General features: G+C 68.0%; 13 protein-coding genes. 6 read left to right on the forward strand and 7 right to left on the reverse strand.

The window, feature by feature from the left end; translation table 11 throughout:
• Positions 1 to 270 precede the first annotated feature (270 nt).
• From ABZV93_RS27915 to ABZV93_RS27930, 4 genes are all read right to left on the reverse strand, one after another.
• Entirely contained in the window at positions 271 to 1,164 is an 894-nt protein-coding gene (locus ABZV93_RS27915; protein ID WP_354941763.1) for a phytanoyl-CoA dioxygenase family protein, read from the reverse strand.
• 4 nt (positions 1,165 to 1,168) lie between these two features.
• The gene (locus tag ABZV93_RS27920; protein ID WP_354941765.1) at positions 1,169 to 1,903 is read right to left on the reverse strand and encodes an FCD domain-containing protein; all 735 of its coding nucleotides are present in this window, start codon (positions 1,901 to 1,903) and stop codon (positions 1,169 to 1,171) included.
• Entirely contained in the window at positions 1,900 to 3,030 is a 1,131-nt protein-coding gene (locus ABZV93_RS27925) for an MFS transporter (RefSeq protein WP_354941767.1), read from the reverse strand. Before ABZV93_RS27925 ends, ABZV93_RS27920 begins: the two co-directional genes overlap by 4 nt.
• 271 nt (positions 3,031 to 3,301) lie before the next feature.
• Positions 3,302 to 4,309: a carbon-nitrogen hydrolase family protein gene (locus tag ABZV93_RS27930; protein WP_354941769.1), complete on the reverse strand. Its 1,008-nt coding sequence runs from the start codon at positions 4,307 to 4,309 to the stop codon at positions 3,302 to 3,304.
• A gap of 151 nt (positions 4,310 to 4,460) precedes the next feature.
• On the opposite strand from ABZV93_RS27930, the gene ABZV93_RS27935 reads away from it, so the two are divergent.
• Positions 4,461 to 6,401, forward strand: coding sequence for a heparinase II/III family protein (locus tag ABZV93_RS27935; RefSeq protein ID WP_354941771.1), 1,941 nt, complete (start codon positions 4,461 to 4,463; stop codon positions 6,399 to 6,401).
• Positions 6,402 to 6,441: 40 nt separating this feature from the next.
• Here ABZV93_RS27935 and ABZV93_RS27940 read toward each other — a convergent pair whose 3' ends face one another.
• Positions 6,442 to 6,732, reverse strand: a complete 291-nt coding sequence (locus ABZV93_RS27940) for a DUF1330 domain-containing protein (protein WP_354941773.1) — start codon at positions 6,730 to 6,732, stop codon at positions 6,442 to 6,444.
• Between the two features lie 173 nt (positions 6,733 to 6,905).
• Between ABZV93_RS27940 and ABZV93_RS27945 the strand changes: the two genes are divergently transcribed.
• On the forward strand, positions 6,906 to 7,883 hold the full coding sequence (locus tag ABZV93_RS27945) for an aldo/keto reductase (protein ID WP_354941775.1): 978 nt from the start codon (positions 6,906 to 6,908) through the stop codon (positions 7,881 to 7,883).
• 7 nt (positions 7,884 to 7,890) lie between these two features.
• On the opposite strand, the gene ABZV93_RS27950 is transcribed toward ABZV93_RS27945, so the two are convergent.
• Positions 7,891 to 8,334 (reverse strand): universal stress protein, encoded by a 444-nt coding sequence (locus ABZV93_RS27950; protein WP_354941777.1) that lies wholly within the window; start codon positions 8,332 to 8,334, stop codon positions 7,891 to 7,893.
• 194 nt (positions 8,335 to 8,528) lie between these two features.
• On the opposite strand from ABZV93_RS27950, the gene ABZV93_RS27955 reads away from it, so the two are divergent.
• A complete protein-coding gene (locus ABZV93_RS27955; protein ID WP_354941779.1) occupies positions 8,529 to 10,493 on the forward strand; it encodes an ABC transporter substrate-binding protein in 1,965 nt (654 codons plus the stop codon).
• 61 nt (positions 10,494 to 10,554) lie between these two features.
• Positions 10,555 to 11,658, forward strand: coding sequence for a Gfo/Idh/MocA family oxidoreductase (locus ABZV93_RS27960; protein WP_354941781.1), 1,104 nt, complete (start codon positions 10,555 to 10,557; stop codon positions 11,656 to 11,658).
• 78 nt (positions 11,659 to 11,736) lie between these two features.
• On the opposite strand, the gene ABZV93_RS27965 is transcribed toward ABZV93_RS27960, so the two are convergent.
• Positions 11,737 to 12,543, reverse strand: coding sequence for a phytanoyl-CoA dioxygenase family protein (locus tag ABZV93_RS27965; RefSeq protein WP_354941783.1), 807 nt, complete (start codon positions 12,541 to 12,543; stop codon positions 11,737 to 11,739).
• A gap of 164 nt (positions 12,544 to 12,707) precedes the next feature.
• Between ABZV93_RS27965 and ABZV93_RS27970 the strand changes: the two genes are divergently transcribed.
• Both ABZV93_RS27970 and ABZV93_RS27975 read left to right on the forward strand, forming a co-directional pair.
• Positions 12,708 to 14,681, forward strand: coding sequence for an ABC transporter substrate-binding protein (locus ABZV93_RS27970; RefSeq protein ID WP_354941785.1), 1,974 nt, complete (start codon positions 12,708 to 12,710; stop codon positions 14,679 to 14,681).
• A 22-nt stretch (positions 14,682 to 14,703) separates the two neighbouring features.
• Positions 14,704 to 16,941 (forward strand): FAD-dependent oxidoreductase, encoded by a 2,238-nt coding sequence (locus ABZV93_RS27975; RefSeq protein ID WP_354941787.1) that lies wholly within the window; start codon positions 14,704 to 14,706, stop codon positions 16,939 to 16,941.
• Positions 16,942 to 16,975: the final 34 nt, after the last annotated feature.

Here is a 16,975-nt window from a genome sequence, read left to right on the forward strand (position 1 = left end):
CCGGGCCGGAAGCTCTCGCGTACTGCGTGGCGGCGACGGCGTTCGACATCGTGCGCTTCCATGAGCGGCACGCTCCGGAGCGCTTGCCCGGCCTCTTGGTGCGTCTGCATCGACTTGCTGTCGACCTGAACAGTCCGCTCTGATGTATGACGAACTAGTGAGGTCGAGGTTTTGGGAGCGAACTGGCCTCCGCACCTGACGACACCAAGTCGACAACCAGCATCGGCGGAAGGTTCTGGGAACAGTCAGGCTTGCCTGATCTGAGGACCGTCAGGTGGAGCCGAAGCCGCGGTCAGCGACGATGCTCTGCACCTCGTAGATGGATCCTTCGCGTTCGTGGGTGGGTAGCGGAATCCGCACCGGAACGTCCTCCAGCCGTGGCTGCAGGACTACGTCACCTCGTAGGAGGTGAGCGTTGAAGTCGTCCCATTCGATGCCACCGGTCAGCGGCCACGCGTCCGCAGCGGCGTACTCGAACAGCAGCAGCCGACGCGGACGCGGGGAGGTGTTGGGCGCCGAGCCGTGCAGCAGCCGGGCGTGGTGGAGAGAGATGCCGCCGGCGCGCAGCTCGATGGGTACGGCCCTCTCGGACAGGCCGTCCGGCGACACCGCGCCAGCGAAGTATCCGTCCCGGTGGTGATCGAGCACCGGCCCCTTGTGCGAGCCCGGAACTACCATGAGGCAGCCGTTCTCCAGCATCATGTCGTCGATCGCCACGCCGACGGCCAGCAGATCATCATTGGTATGCGGGTAGAACGCCCAGTCCTGGTGCCACTCAACCGGGCTGCCGTACTCCGGCGACTTGAGGTTGAGCTTCGTCGTCTTGTAACGAATCCCGGGTCCTATCAACTGGCTGACGATGTCGAGGACTCGGTCGTTGCGGAGCACCCGGTCGTAAGCCGCGTGATGCTTGTCCGGCGACTTCAATCGACGAAGCCGTGGCTGCTCGGGCGTGTGGCCGGGCTCGAGGTCGAAGACGTCGGTGTGCTCAGTCACCTGGCGCGACTGTTCGACGAAGCTGTCGGTGACACGCTGGAGCTCCGCCACCTCCTCGTCGGTGAGTACGTTGTCGACGGCGATGTAACCCTCTTCGTGGTACCGCGCAACGTCGTCGGCGCTGAGGCGTGCGGCCCGTGTGTTCCGGTTCTCATGTCGGGTCGTCATCTGGCTACCCTCCCTCGTCCGGGTGCGTGCGTTCGTTGATGTGACGGTCGACATGTGCGTCCATCTGGCTGACCGCGAGGGCGACGTCGCCGCGTTCAAGTGCGTCGAGGATCGCGACGTGCTCGGCGTGCAGCGAACGACGGTCTCCGGGAGCGACGCCGTAGTCGCCCCATGCGGTGATCCACGCCTGATGAATCCACTTCTGTACACGGACGAGCACCGGGCTACCGGCTGCGCGTCCGAGGATCGCCTCGAACCTCAGGTCGAGGCTTCCCTGGTCGGTGTCCTCGCCGGACAACTCCCGCGCGGCGCGGGTCAGGAACTCCCTCGCCGGGCGAAGATCCGGCGCGACCTGACGACAGACGGTCTGCACCAACCTGGTTTCGATGGCCGCACGAGCCTCCGTCAGCGAGCGGAGTGTCGCGACTCCGGGCTCGGCTCCGGCAAGGAGATACTCCACCGGAAGCGTGCCGTCGGGATCCACGACGTACGTGCCCGAGTTTCGCCGGATCTCGACCTTTCCCATACTCTCCAGGGCTCGTAGGGCTTCGCGGATCGACACCCGGCTGACCTGGAGCTGCTCAGCCAGTTCGCGTTCAGGTAGGAGGCGGGTGCCGGGGTTCGAGCCGCTGACCAACCGGTCGAGCTGGGTGAAGATCTCGCGGTAGACCTGAACCTGTTTGATAGGCAACAACCGGAACGGCTCACGGCCACCGCCGTACGGTTCAGGCGTCGTCATGCGCGGCCTCTGGCAACCTCGGGTTGCGCCCTGGACGAACCTTGGTCCGGTTCGGCGAGGATGTCGTTCTTGTAGGTCTCCGGACCCCACAGGACAGCGGCCACGGAGATTGCAGCCAGCACCGCCATGTAGCCGGCGACCGCCCACGGGGCGCCCCCAGCCCACACCAGAAGCAGGCTTGCCAGGAAGGGCGCGGGCCCACCGGCGAGGATGGAGCCGAGTTCGCGCGCGAACGCGAAGCCGCTGTAGCGGACCCGCGGTCCGAACAGTTCGGTGAAGTACGCCGCCTGCGGACCGAACATTCCCGCGACTCCGATCCCGACCGCGGCGGCCATTGCAAGGATCACCAACGGTGTGCTCTTGGTGTTGAGCAGCAGGAAGTACGGGAACGCGAAGAGTACGCAGAAGGCGGCCGCCCCCGCGTAAACCGGCCGCCGACCGATCCGGTCGGACAACAGCGACCACACCGGCACCATGACGAACTGCGCACAGGTCGCGATGGTGACCGCCACGAGTGCGGTGGTCTTCGAATAGTCCAGCTGTCCGCTGAGGTAACTGATGCTCCAGGTGGGGAACAGGTAGCCGAGACCGTTCTCCGCGAACCGCGCGCCGATGACCACCACGAAGCTGCGCGGCTGGGTAGCCAGCGCGTGCCTGATCGGCATTCGAAGCACGTCGCGGCGCTGCCTGGCCTGGTTGAACACGGGCGTCTCCGCCAGGTGCAGGCGAAGGTACATGCCGACCGCGACGAGCACGATGCTCAGCCAAAAGGGGATTCGCCAGCCCCACGACAGGAAGTCGTCCTCGGGCAGCAACGACACCAGCGCAAACACCCCGGCCGCCATGAGTGTGCCGAGCGAGACGCCCATCGGTGACCAGCTCCCGAACCAGCCGCGGCGGTTCGGTGGCGCGTGCTCGACCGCGTAGATGACCGCACCGCTGTACTCCGCACCTGCCCCGAAACCCTGTACGAGTCTCAACAAGACAAGGAGGACCGGGGCGGCCACACCCATGGTGGCGTACGACGGAAGGAAACCGATCAAGAACGTGGCGCCGCCGACCAGCAGCAACGTGAGGATCAGCACGTACCTTCGCCCGATGCGGTCGCCGATGTGAAGTCGTACCACTCGAGGCAGGAGCCGATCCCGGACGCGAATGCCACCCGCGCCAGGCTTCCACGCTGTTCGGCCATGTCGATCCTTCCCGCGCCGTAAAGGCCCCGTGGGGAGATTGAACTGACCACAGACCAGTCGACACGTCGTCCCAGCGCGCGTCAAGGGAGCTGGCCATCACCGGAAGCAGTCGCGCCGCTTCTCGGCTCCGGGTATGCCGGCATCGGACGAATGGTCACAGGAGACAGGCGGGAGCGCGTTCAGAGGATGGGTGCGTACGAAAGGTCTAGGTTCGCGTCGGCGCAGGAGCGGCGTCCACTGCGCCGGAGCGTTGGGCGAGGTTACGCGCGATCTGGGCGTCGATCGGCTCCAGGCCGAGCGTGCCGATCATCTCGTCGACGCCGAGGTTCGGATCGTTGGACCAGAACAGGCCGACGTCCTCGCATGCGTCGTAGTGGAAGCCCACCCGGTCGCCGTACTTCTCCCGCAGCGCCGCACCTTCCCGCAGCGCCGGCGACCAGCCGAGCAGGACGTGGCTGAGGTCGAGCTGATGGACCAGCACGGAGCCGGCCTCGGTGATCCTGCTCGCCACCATCCCCGTGGGCTCGTAGACGGTGGCGTTGTCGCGCGGCGTACTCGACACGATGTGGTAGCGATGCCGGGCGGCGTGCGCGGCCGGGAGGATGGTCGCCGGGGAAGCGCTCGGCCAGGCGACGATCTCGGCACCACGACGGGCAAGCTCGGCCCAGCCGTCGTCGTACACCACGTCCCAGCAGATCTGGATCCCGAGCCTGCCGAAGTCGCATTCGAACACCGGGACGTCCCGCCCCGGCACGATGCCGCCCTCGAGCGTCTCGGCGGGACGTACGCCGACCGGATGCGCCTTGCGGTAGGTGCCCGCGACCTCGCCGTACCGGTCCAGCAACACGGCTGCGTTGGAGTACGCCGGAGTCGCGGGGGAGGGGCCGGGGTCGCGAAGGTCCAACGGGACGATCACGTACGTGTGGTGCCGCCGCGCGACCGCACGCAGCACGTCGATCACCTCGTCGTCCATCCCGATGGACCGGTCCGCGGGAAGCTCGGCGTCCGGGGTGAGCACAGTCTCCGGCAGAACCGCGAGATCCAGGCCGTTCCCGTCCCAGGACTCCTTTGCCTGAACGGCCATCCGGTCCACGAGTGCACTGAGCTCACGTGCGCGCTCGGCCAGTCCGGGGTATGCCCGGCCGCCACCGAAGATCGTCGTGCCGACCACGACCTTGCGAGGGAGTCTCGTGATCGCGCGCTCGGCAGTCATGAGTCGGCCTCGTTCCCTTCCGGAACCTGTCACGGACAGGGTCACCGTACCCATACCGGTGTTGGGTGGGTACTGGAAGGATCGCGCCTCGTCGGCATCGCCGTCGTGGCGGATGGAATCGAGTCCGCACCAGCCAGCCAGGAGGTTCCTCGTGCAGCAGTCGCCGTCCTCTCGACCGCGGCGTTCCGGCGGATCGGCGCCGGAGTCCCTGGCGGACTTCAACGACACCGGGCTTCTCGCCGAGGTCCTGCCGGCGCCCGGACAGTGGCGCCCCGTCCCCGACGTGTCCGACCGAGACTTCTGGGACGCGGTGGACGCGCCGACCCGCCAGGCCATCCTGACGCGGGCGGACGAGTTCCGTACGCAGGAATGGCCGGTGCTCACGGCCCGCGGATGGCGGGACTTCGTCGAGACCGGCAACCGGACGAGATACGAGGACCGCTACTTCGGCCGGCGCAGGCGTACGGTCGCCTCGGCTCTGGCGGCCTGCCTGACCGACGACCCGAACTGGCACGACGACGTGCTCGACGGCGTGTGGCTGCTGCTGGAGGAGACGACGTGGTGCGTGCCCGCACACGACTTCTCCGCGCGTGAGGAAGGTCCTCGGCTGCCCGACCCGGCGCGTCCGTTTCTGGACCTGTTCGCGGCCGAGACCGGCGCCCTGCTGGCGTGGACGCTGCACGTTCTCGGCTCGCGATTGGACGAACGGTCACCGCTGGTCCGGCCCCGCATCGTCGAGGAGGTACGCCGGCGGATCCTGGTCCCGCAGCGTACGGACGACACGTGGACGTGGTTCGGGCGTTCAGGCCCGGTGAACAACTGGAACCCGTGGATCAACTCCAACGTGCTCACCTGTTCGCTGCTCCTCGACCAGGACCGCGAGGACATCGTGACGACCGTGAGCCGGGTGCTCGAAGGGCTCGACGTCTTCGTGTCCGACTATCCCGACGACGGCGGGTGCGACGAGGGGCAGATGTACTGGTGGCGGGCCGGAGCCTCGTTGTCGGAGTGCCTGGAGCAGTTGTACGACGCCACCGGCGGCGCGCTCGACGGGTACGCCGTCCCGAAGGTGCGCGAGATGGCCCGGTACCCGCACCGCGTCCACATCGCCGACGACTGGTACGTCAACGTCGGTGACGGACCAGCGCGCACCGAGGCCGCCGACACCGTCGAGCCGCACGTGCTCCACCTGTTCGGGCGTCGTACGGGCGACGACGAGGTCGTTGCCCATGCTCGCTACATGCGTGGTGAGGGAGCGGTCACGCTGCCGCGGCTCAGCCTCGGCCGTTCGCTGTTCGCGCTGGCCGACCCCGAGTGGGCACAGGCGCCGGCGTCGGCCACTCCCGCTCCGCTGACCTTGCAGGCGTGGTGGCCGCAGACCCAGCTGCTGACCGCCCGCGAGACCGGTGGGCAGGTCGGCGGGCTGTTCGTGTCGGTGAAGGGCGGGCACAACGGCGAGAGCCACAACCACAACGACGTCGGCACCGTGCTGGTCGCGGTCGACGGGCATCCGGCGCTGGTCGACGCCGGCGTCGCGCAGTACACCCGCCAGCACTTCGGGCCGCGGCGGTACGAGATCTGGACGATGCGCAGCGACTACCACAATGTCCCGAACGTCGACGGGCACGAGCAGCGGCCCGGGAATGAGTTTTGTGCCCGTGACGTGACGGCCGACCTGGGTGACGATCGGGTCGACGTACGCCTCGACCTCGCCGGCGCCTATCCGAAGGACGCCGGGCTGGTCCGGTTCTCGCGGCAGGTGACGTTCGAACGCGGAGAGGCCGCGCACGTTCGCTGGCACGACGAGTGGGAGCTCGACCACGACCCGGAATCGATGACCCTGCACCTGATCACATCGGCCGAGCCGGAGCTGGACAGCGGAGCCATCCGGGTGCCGACGCCTGGCCGCGCATTGCGGATCGAGTACGAGGTCAGGGACTTCGGTACGCCGTCCGTGGAGCGGATCGATCTCGACGACCGGCGGCTGCGATGGGTCTGGGGACCCGCGCTGTGGCGGGTCGCGTTGCGCGCTCCCCAGCCCCGGAGGCGTGGCGGGTGGAACCTCGACATACGTGCCGAGCAGGTCGGCTGAGCTGGTTCCGGCCCAGTCGACCTGGCTCGGTCGACCCGGCTCAGTCGGTCCCGGGGACCAGCCGGATCTCGCGGACCGCGCCGCCGTCCAGCGCCGCCAGCGCCTTCTGGTACGCCGGGCTGTCGTGCGCGGCCTCGGCGGCCTCGATCGAGTCGAACTTGATCACTACGGTCCGAGTCTTCTCGCCGGCCTCGTAGACCTTCTCGGGGAGGCCGCGGGCGACGAACGTGCCACCCGCCTCGGTGAGCGCCGGCCCGGCGAGCTCGGCGTAGGCCGCGAGCTTGTCCTCGTCGAGGATCTCCCGGTAGATGCTGATCCAGTACGCAGTCATGCTCGCTATTGTGTCGCGGCGCCCCGGACCGAGGCGCAGGAGCCCCGGCCCGCACGGTCAGCTCTTCTCGGTGGCCTCGACGTAGTAGGCGATGTACGGAGCGCGGATTGGTCCGAGACCGCCGGTTGTGATTGGTCTGCTCGGCCCCGCCGATCGTCCATACGGTGAAGCGCATGGAGTACAGAAACGTAGGTGGACTCGACGTCAGCCAGTTGTGCCTGGGCACGATGATGTTCGGAACCAGGGTCGACGAGCGGACGTCGTTCGAGATCCTCGACCGGTTCGTGGAGGCCGGCGGCACCTTCCTCGACACGGCGAACTGCTACCAGTTCTGGGAGGGCGACGGGCAGGGCCACGAGAGCGAGGAGCTGCTCGGCCGGTGGCTGCGCAGCCGTGGTCTCGCCTCGGGCGCCGGACGGGACCGGATCGTGGTCGCCACGAAGGTGGGCGCCCGGCCGATCACCGGTCCTGGTCGCGGTGACTTCCCGGAGAACCGCGAGGGGCTGTCCGCGAGCATCATCCGGGAGCAGATCGAGGTGAGCCTGCGCCGGCTCGGGCTGGACCACGTCGATCTGTACTACTCACATCACGAGGACCGGTCCGTGCCGCTGGAGGAGACCGTCGGAGCCTTCGGCGAGATCGTCCAAGCCGGCAAGGCGAAGGCGCTCGGCGTCAGCAACGAGCCGGCCTGGCGGGTGGAGCGAGCACGCCAGATCGCCACACACGCAGGGCTCCCGTCGTACACCTGGGTCCAGCAACGCCACACCTACCTGCAGCCCAGGCCGGGTTTCCACGACGAGTTCATGCCGATCCTCGGTGAGGAACTCCTCGACTACGCGCGGACCGAGCCGGACCTGGCCCTGGTGGCCTACTCCCCGCTGCTGGGCGGCGCCTACAGCGGCCGATCCGACCGGCCGATCCCGCTGCCGTACGCCCACCCGGCGAGCGCCGGCCGCCTGGCGGTACTGGAGGAGGTAGCCGACGAACTCGGCGCGACGCCCAACCAGGTGGTGCTGGCCTGGATGCTCGCCGGTACACCGTCGATCCTGCCGCTGTTCAGTGCGAGTTCGCTCGCCCAACTGGGGGAGTCCCTCGGTGCGCTGCAGTTGAAGCTGTCCGAGGAGCAACTGACCCGGCTCGGCGAAGGCTGAGGCCCGCTCAACCACCGGTTCGAACGATCACCACTGGGCAGTGTGCGTGCATGGCCACCCGCTGGCTGACCGATCCGAGCAGCGTCCCTGCTACGCCGCCGTGGCCCCGGGATCCCACCACCACGAGGTCCGCGCCCCGCGAGGCGTCGATCAACGCAGCCGCCGGGTGGGCCATCACGGCCTTGCGCTCAACGTCCACCTGACCTTCGGTGCCCAGTCCGGCGACGGCGGAGTCGAGGATCGTCTGTGCCTCGGGCTCGAACTCCTCGTCGGCGTAGACGAAGAACGGCGGTGCCACCCGGGTCACCGGCTCCCACGCGCAGATGACCTCCATGCGTGCACCGTGTGTCCTGGCTTCGCGGGCCGCCCACTCCAGCGCCAGCCGTGAGTAGTCCGAGCCGTCGAAGCCCACGACGATGCGCGGACCGTCGGCGTCGGATCGAGACGTCATGCCGGGCTTCTTCCCGCGCAGGTCGGACACCAATCCGCAGTGGTCCGCGGTCGGCAACGCACCACCGAAACCTCCCACCGAAACGACCGCCTTTGCCCTCGTTCGTCCCGTTTCGTTGACATCCGGCCGGGACCTGATCAGGCTGTGTCGATCCGACGTGCTGCCGCGGACCCGACGACGGGGGCTGGATTCCAATGGGCGACCAGCAACGACACCTCACCAGACGAGACCTGCTCCGATCGGCCGGCGGTGCTGCACTCGCGGCGACGTCGCTGGCCGGCTGCGACCTGTTGAGCACCGATCCCACCAACCAGCCCAAGGGAAAAGCCGCGGGCGGTAAGGGAAAGGAAGCTCCCGGCCTTGCCACACAGGTGAAGGCGGGCAAGCTGCCGGCTGTCAAGGACCGGTTGCCCGCACGCCCGCTCGTCCTCAAGCCGGTCCAGGAGGCCGGTACGTGGAAGACGTTCATCCAGGGGATCGACGGCTCGTCGGTGTACGAGAACATCGGCTACGACCCGTTGGTGCGCTGGGCATCTGACTTCTCCGGAGTGATCCCGAACATCGTGACGTGGGAGGTCGACGCGGACGGGCGGGAGTACGTCTTCCATCTGCGTAGGGGCATGCGGTGGTCCGACGGCCATCCGTTCACCGCCGACGACATCGCGTTCGCCTTCTCCGACGTGCTTTCCGACAAGGATCTCTTCCCGGTCTTCCCAGAGTGGCTGGCGCCCGGTGGCAAGCCCGCCCGTTTCACCAAGGTGGACGACGTCACCTGCAGGTTTTCCTTCGCTGAGCCGCACGCCTTCTTCCTCGAGCGCCTGGCGAGTCCCGAGGGCAACATCCTCGCGGCCTCGCCCAAGCACTACCTGCGGCAGTTCCACAAGAAGTACAACCCGGACCTGAACAAGCTGGTGAAGCAGGCGCGGCTCACCGACTGGAACCAGCTGTACTTCGGCAAGGGAGGTGACGGCACGTCGGGCCTGGCGATCTGGCAGAACCCCGACCTGCCCGTGCTGCTGCCGTGGGTCGTCGCGACGCCGTTGACGAAGGACCGGCTGGTCGCGAAGCGCAATCCGTACTACTGGAAGACCGATCCCAACGGCCGCCAGTTGCCCTACCTGGACGAGGTGGTCGTCGAGGTCGTCACCAGCCCGGAGACGGCGGTGCTCAAGGTGAGCAACGGGGAGTACACGCTGCCCTCTACCGACATCCTGACCCCGTCCAACAAGCCGGTCTTCGCGCGGAGCACCGACAAGGGCGACTTCCGGATGATCGACCAGCTGACCTCCGACATCAACAACGGGGTGTTCTGCCTCAACCTCACCCACAAGGACCCCGCGACCCGGAAGCTCTTCCAGAACAAGGACTTCCGCATCGGCCTGTCGTACGCCGTCAACCGTGTCGAACTGATCAAGGCGGTGCACCAGCGACAGGGCAAGCCGTACCAGTCCGCACCCCGGCCGGAGTCGGACTTCCACGACGAGAAGCTGGCCACGCAGTACACGAAGTACGACGTGGCGGAGGCGAACCGCCGTCTGGACCGTGCCGGTCTCACCCGACGGGACGAGGCCGGCTGGCGGCTGCGCCCGGACGGGCGGCGGGTCGCGTTCACGGTGGAGCTGCCGACCGGCTTCGACCCCACCTACCCGGCCACCGCCGAACTGGTGCAGAACTACTGGAAGGCCGTCGGCGTCCAGTTGCGGGTGCAGGCGCAGGGTGGGCCGCTGTTCTGGAAACGGCTCTTCGCCAACGAACACGACGCGGTTCTCTACAGTGCGGAGAACGGCCTGCGGGACGCGATTCTCGATCCGGGCTGGTTCTTCCCGGTCGGCGGACGTTGCTACTACGCCCGGCAGTGGGCCGACTGGTACGCGACCGGCGGAGCGAGTGGCGAGAAGCCGCCGGCCGCGCCGCTCCACCAGATGAAGCTGTACGACACCATCAAGATCACCATGGACGAGAAGGAACGCCGCCGGTTGTTCGCGGAGATCCTTCGCATCTCCGCGGCGGAGTTCTACACGATCGGCACGGTTCTGATCGCCGGTCGTTACTCAATCGTGCAGAACAAGGTCCGGAACGTCCCCGAGCCCGTCCCCGAAGGCTCGCTGTATCCGGATCCGGCTCCGGCCGGTCCGGAGCAGTTCTACCTCCGCGCATAGTGGGGTCGGCAACCCCTAGCCTTGGGGCTCGTCCACGTACGCACGAACAAGGGAGATGGCCGTGGGCCGTCCGGTCACCATCGGGTTCATCGGCTGTGGCAGCGTGATGAACGGGCCCTACATGAGCCTGGCCCGTGAACTGCGTGAACGCGGCCGCGTCCGCACGGTCGCCGCGTGTGACGTCGACGCCGAGCGCGCCCGGGCGACCGGCGAGAGGCACGACATCCCGTGGGTCACCACCGACCCGCGGGAGGTCATCGAATCCCCGGACGTCGACGCCGTACTGATCCTCACCTCGATGCCCGAACACGGGCCGCTGGCCCTGGCCGCGCTGGAGGCCGGCAAGCACGTCCTGGTCGAGAAGCCCATGGCGGTGACCCTCGACGAGGCCGCGAAGCTGGTCGAGGCCGCGAAGGAGAGTCGCGGCCACCTGGTCTGCGCGCCGGCGGTGATCCTGAGCCCCACCTACCAGGACATGGGGCGGCACATCGCCCGCGGCGACATCGGCCGGGTGCATCTCGCCCGGGCACGCTACGGATGGGCGGGGCCATGGTGGGGGCAGTGGTTCTACCGCTCCGGGGGAGGACCGCTGTTCGACCTCGGCGTCTACAACGTCACCTCGCTGACGGGGTGGCTCGGTCCGGTGCAGCGGGTGACCGCGATGGCGGGTACCGCGACGCCGGAGCGGGTGGTCGACGAGGAACTCATCAAGGTGGAGGTCGAGGACAACTTCCAGATCATGCTCGACTTCGGCGACGCGACCTTCGCGTCCATCACGACGGGGTTCTCGATGCAGGCCTACCGCGGACCCGCGATCGAGGTCTACGGCAGCAAGGGCACGGTCCAGATGATGGGCGACGACTGGGCGCCCGCGGGATACGAACTGTGGCAGAACGACGTCGGCGCGTGGAAGATCCACGCTGACCGCGACCCGCGGTGGCCCTGGACCGACGGTCTTCGGCACCTGGTCGACTGCATCGACAACGACGTCGCCCCGGCGATCACGCCCGAACACGCGTACCACGCGCTGGAGGTCATGATCAGGGCGATCGACGCCGGCCGGGACGGGCAGACGAGGACGATCGAGAGCACCTTCACCCCACCGACGTTCGGCACCGGTGACGTCCGGCAGGAGGCCCACCTGGTACACGCCCCAGAACGGTAGGCGCACGTCTTTCGCGGCACCCGCCCGCAGGCAGGCTGACCGGCAACCGATCGTGTGTCGACGCTGCGCCCGTGCCTGTCACGCCGTACGGGGTGGAGGACTCGTCGTGCGGTTCAGGCCGAACGCGTCCTCGCCACTGACCACCACACAGGCATGCCCGGGAAACAGCGGAGGCGCGTCCTGGTCGAGCAGGGCGACGAACGGCAGCGTGTAACGCGCCGACAGCCCCATTCGCCGCGCGTTCGAGGTGTTCCGGTGCGACTGGTGAAGAAGGCGCTCGTTGAAGAGGAAGAACTGCCCGGGGTGCAGCACCATGTCCACCGCGGCGGTCTCGTCGACGTACGCCGGATCGGCCTCCTGCCCGAAAGCCACCCCGTCGCGCGCCGGCACGTGGGGGACGACCAGGCGATGGGAGCCGGGAATGACGCGGACGCAGGAGTTCTCCGTGGTCACCTCGTCGATCGCCATCCACATGGACAGGTTCAGCGGCGGCTCGAGGGGCCAGTAGTTGGCGTCCTGGTGCCAGGGGATCTCCTTGCCGCCGGGGTCCTTGGTGAAGAAGTAGCTCGCCCACACCACGAGGTCGTTCCCGACCAGTGTGCGCAGCCTGCCGAGAATCTCGGGCCGGGTGATGAGGTCGTGGACGAGCCGATGGTCGAGGTGTCGTGACTGCAACGGGTTCTTCGGGTTCGGGCCGGGGGTCGGAACCACCTCGCTGTCGATTCGCTGCCGGATCGCTGCCATCTCGGCCGGCGACAGTGCGCTGTAGGGGCCGAGGTAGCCGCGCTCGTGGAAGTGGCGTACCTCGTCGCGGTCCAGACCCGGAGCGGTCGCGGGACCGGCCGTCGAAACCGAAGGCGGGACGGGCGTGGGGGGTGTGGTCATCTCTGCATGCTGGCCGCCGTTACGTGCGACCCGCACAGCCACTGACCGGCACTGGCCACATGCGTGTGGTGACCGAACTTCCGCAGGAGTGCATGCTGTGACCTGAGTATGCGTGTAACGGGTAACGCCACCGCCTCGGCACAGGAGCCGCGAGGAGGACCCCGATGAGCCCTGATCCCGCGACCTCCCGTGTCGACGCCGTGAACCGCCGCGGCTTCCTCGCCACCACCGGCGCCGCCGCCCTGGCGTTCACCTCGCTCACCGGGTGCGACCTGCTGTCCACCGACCCCAGCAACGGCAAGCAGGAGTCCGGTCGTGACCGTGGCGACTCCGGCGCGAAGGAGGCGCCCGGCCTCGCGAAACTCGTCAAGGCGGGAAAGCTGCCCCCGTTGGCGCAACGCCTGCCGAAGGCACCGCTCACGGTCACCCCCGTGGAGCGGACCGGCCGCTACGGCGGCGACCTGACCAGCGCGATCCTCGGCCCGGCCGAGGCCGTCCAGCTCTACCGGATCGTCGGGTACGACTTCCTGATGCGCTGGAGTCCGCAGTGGGAGGCCGGTCCGATCCCGAACATCGCGAAGTCGGTCGAGGCCAGTCCGGACGCCCGGCGGTTCACGTTCGGGCTGCGGGAAGGAATGCGCTGGTCGAACGGCGACCCGTTCACCGCGCACGACATCATCTTCGTTCAGAACGACGTGTTCAACAACAAGGAGCTGTATCCGGCGGGCCCGACCAACGCCGGCACCGCGCAGGCGCTGGACGACCACACGGTCAGGTTCACCTTCGACGAACCGAACGGGCTGTTCCTGCAGGAGCAGGCGTCCACGATGGGCCTGGACTACGTCACCAGGCCGTCGCGCTACCTCAAGCAGTTCCACGCGAAGTACAACAAGAATGTCGCGGCCGAGGCGAAGAAGGAGAAGTTCGCGAGCTGGGCGGAGTACTTCTCCGCCAAGGCGGACCGGTGGGTCAACCCCGACCTGCCGACGGTGTTCCCGTGGCGGATCACCCAGGGAGTCGGTGAGGGGACGCGGGTCGTCCTCGAGCGCAACCCGTACTACTGGAAGGTGGATCCGGACGGCCGGCAGCTTCCCTACATCGACCGGGTCGTGTATTCGGTGGTCTCCGACCCGGAGGTCCTGTTGACGCACGTGCTGGCCGGGGACATCGACTTCCAGCTCCGACCCACCAACACCCTGACGAACAAGCCGGTGCTGGCTCGCCGCCGCGAGCAGGGCCACTACCGCTTCAGCCGGGCCGTGCCGTCGAACATGAACACCATGGTGCTGTGCCTGAACCTCACGCACGGAGACCGGGTGCTGCGGGACGTCTTCCGCACCAAGGACTTCCGGATCGGGCTGTCGCTGGCGATCAACCGTCAGGAGATCATCGACACCGCGTACCAGAAGCAGGGCAAGCCCTACCAGGCCGCTCCGCGTCCGGAGTCGGAGTTCTACGACGAGGAGCACGCCACGCAGTACACGGAGTACGACGTGGCAGGTGCGAACCGGCATCTGGACCGGGTGTTGCCGGACAAGGACGACAAGGGGTTCCGGTTGCGCCCGGACGGCAGGCGGCTGGAGTTCACCGTGGAGTTCGCGAACGGGATCTGGCCGGAGTATCCGACGGTCCTCGAGCTCATCCGCGGCTACGCCGCCAAGGTCGGCGTCGACCTGAGGATCAAGGGCGAGGACCGCGCGTTGTTCGACGTACGCACCGGCGAGGCGCAGAAGCACGACGCGGCGGTCTGGCAGGGCGCCGGCGGATGGAACGACATCTACCTCAACCCCTACTTCTACCTGCCGGTCAGCGCGGGTGCCACCTACTTCGGGCGCGCCTGGTGGGACTGGTACCTCAGCGGCGGCAAGAACGGCGAGGAGCCGCCGGAGCCGACGAAGCGGCAACTGAGTCTCTTCGACAAGCTGAAGGGCACCGCGGATGCCGGGGAACGCACGTCCCTGATGAAGCAGATCCTCGCCATTACTCGCGAGGAGTTCTACACCATCGGGATCAACCTCCAGCCGGAGGAGTACGCCACCGTCAACGACCGCTTGCGCAACGTCCCGGACCGGATGCCCAACTCCTGGGTGTATCCGACGCCGGGCCCGACGAACCCCGAACAGTACTTCATCAGCTGACTCCGGTGGGAGTGATCGAGGAATGCGCCACGAGGAAGTCGTCTCCGACGTCACGGTCGTGGGTGGTGGGCTCGCGGGTTGCTGTGCCGCGATAGCGGCTGCCCGCCAGGGCGCGAGGGTGGCCCTGATCCAGAACAGGCCGGTGCTGGGCGGAAACTCCTCCAGCGAGGTCCGGGTCTGGGTGTGCGGGGCCACCGCGCACGGCACCCACCACTACGCCCGCGAGACCGGGATCATCGGCGAGCTGATGGTGGAGAACCAGTACCGCAACCCCGACGGCAACCCCTACTACTGGGACCTCGTGGTGCTGGAGGCCGTCCGTGCCGAGCCGAACATCAGTCTCTTCCTCAACACCGACGTACGTTCGGTCGAGGCCGACGGACCGGAGCACGAGCGGACCGTCCGGGCCGTGACCGGCTGGATGATGGGCTCCGAACGCGAGATCAGGTTCACCGGCCCGACGTTCCTCGACTGCAGCGGTGACGGCCTGGTGGGTTTCCTGGCCGGCGCTCGCTTCCGGACCGGCTGTGAGTCGCGCGAGGAGTACGGCGAGTCCTGGGCACCGGAGCAGGCCGACAGCACCACGCTGGGCAGCACGATCCTGTTCTACTCCAAGGATGCCGGGCATCCGGTCAAGTACGTCCCTCCGTCGTTCGCCCGCGACATCACCCGCACCTCCATCCCGGAACGCCGGATCATCCGCACCGATCTGAACGGATGCGCGTACTGGTGGATCGAGTGGGGCGGTGAGCGGGACGTCGTCCACGACAACGAGGAGATCCGCGACGAACTGCAGGCCGCGATCTACGGCATCTGGGACCACATCAAGAACTCCGGGAAGTTCGACGCCGACAACCTCACCCTGGAGTGGATCGGCGCGGTGCCGGGCAAACGGGAGTACCGCCGGTTCGTCGGTGACCACACGCTGACGCAAGCCGACGTCCTGGGGCAGGAGCTCTTCCCCGACCGGGTGGCCTTCGGTGGCTGGTCGATCGACCTGCACCCTCCGGGCGGGATGTACGCCACGGAGAAGGGGTCTCGGCACTGGCACCCGCACGGGAACTACCACATCCCCCTGCGCAGCCTCTATTCCGAGAACGTCACCAACCTGTGGATGGCCGGCCGCAACATCAGCTGCAGCCACGTGGCGTTCGGGAGTACGCGGGTGATGGCGACGTGTGCGGTCGTGGGGGAGGCGGCCGGGACAGGCGCGGCCCTGGCGACCCGGCGCGGACTGCGGCCTCGCGAGCTCGCCACGAACGAGATCGACCTGGTGCACCGGGCGATGGTGCGCGCCGATGCCGCGTTGCTCGGGGTGGAGAACACCGACCCGGACGATCTCGCGCGGTCGGCGGAGGTGCAGGCTTCGTCGACGCTGCGGCGCCTCGTGGTCGACACGTCCGCCGGCACCGTTCCGCTGGACTCCCATCTGGGCATGGTGGTCCCGGTCGACCCCTCGCTCGGCTTCGTCGAGTTGTTGCTGGACGCCGACTCCGACACCACCGTCGACGTGGAGTTGCACAGCACGGGTGAGCCGCAGAACTACGTTCCCCTCCAGCTGGAGAGGACGGCCGTCGCTCACGTCACCGCGGGCCAGAAGCAGTGGGTGCGGTTCGACGTCGACTGGACTCCGGACCGGCCGCAGAACGCCTTCCTCGTCGTACGTGCGAACGACTCGGTCTCGGTCCACCGCGGCGACAGCGCCGAGCCCGGTACGTTGTTCTTCCGGCACCGCACGCCACCGCCGGAGGAGAAGTACACCGAGCAGTGGCGGGAGTGGAAGCACATCTTGCACCGGGAGAGCCTGTGCCTGCGGCTCGGCTCTCCCACCAGGGCCTACGACGCCGGTCAGGCGATCGGCGGCTACGCCCGTCCCTACGGCGGCCCGCAGATGTGGGTGTCGGAGCGGATGGAGTGGGACGAACGGCCCTGGATCGGCCTGACGTGGAAGGAGCCGGTGACCTTCGGCGAGGTCGCGGTCCTCTTCGACGACGAGGTCGAGGAGGACCTCATCAACCTGCACCACCACCGAACGCCGTTCGACGTGATGCCCGGACTCGTTCGGGACTACCGCATGCAGGCGATGGCCGACGGCGAGTGGGTCACCGTCGTGTCCGTACGCGACAACCGCCGGCGGCACCGGGTGCACCGTCTGGACGAAACCGTCACCACGCGCCGGCTGCGCGTGCTGGTCGAGGCCACCAACGGCGCGCCCCGGGCACACGTGGTGGCGCTGCGCGTCTACGCGGAGCCGCGCTGAGCGGCTGTCACCGCCACCGGCATGGGCGCGGGTC

This window comes from Actinopolymorpha sp. NPDC004070, from assembly GCF_040610475.1.
Taxonomy (GTDB): domain Bacteria; phylum Actinomycetota; class Actinomycetes; order Propionibacteriales; family Actinopolymorphaceae; genus Actinopolymorpha.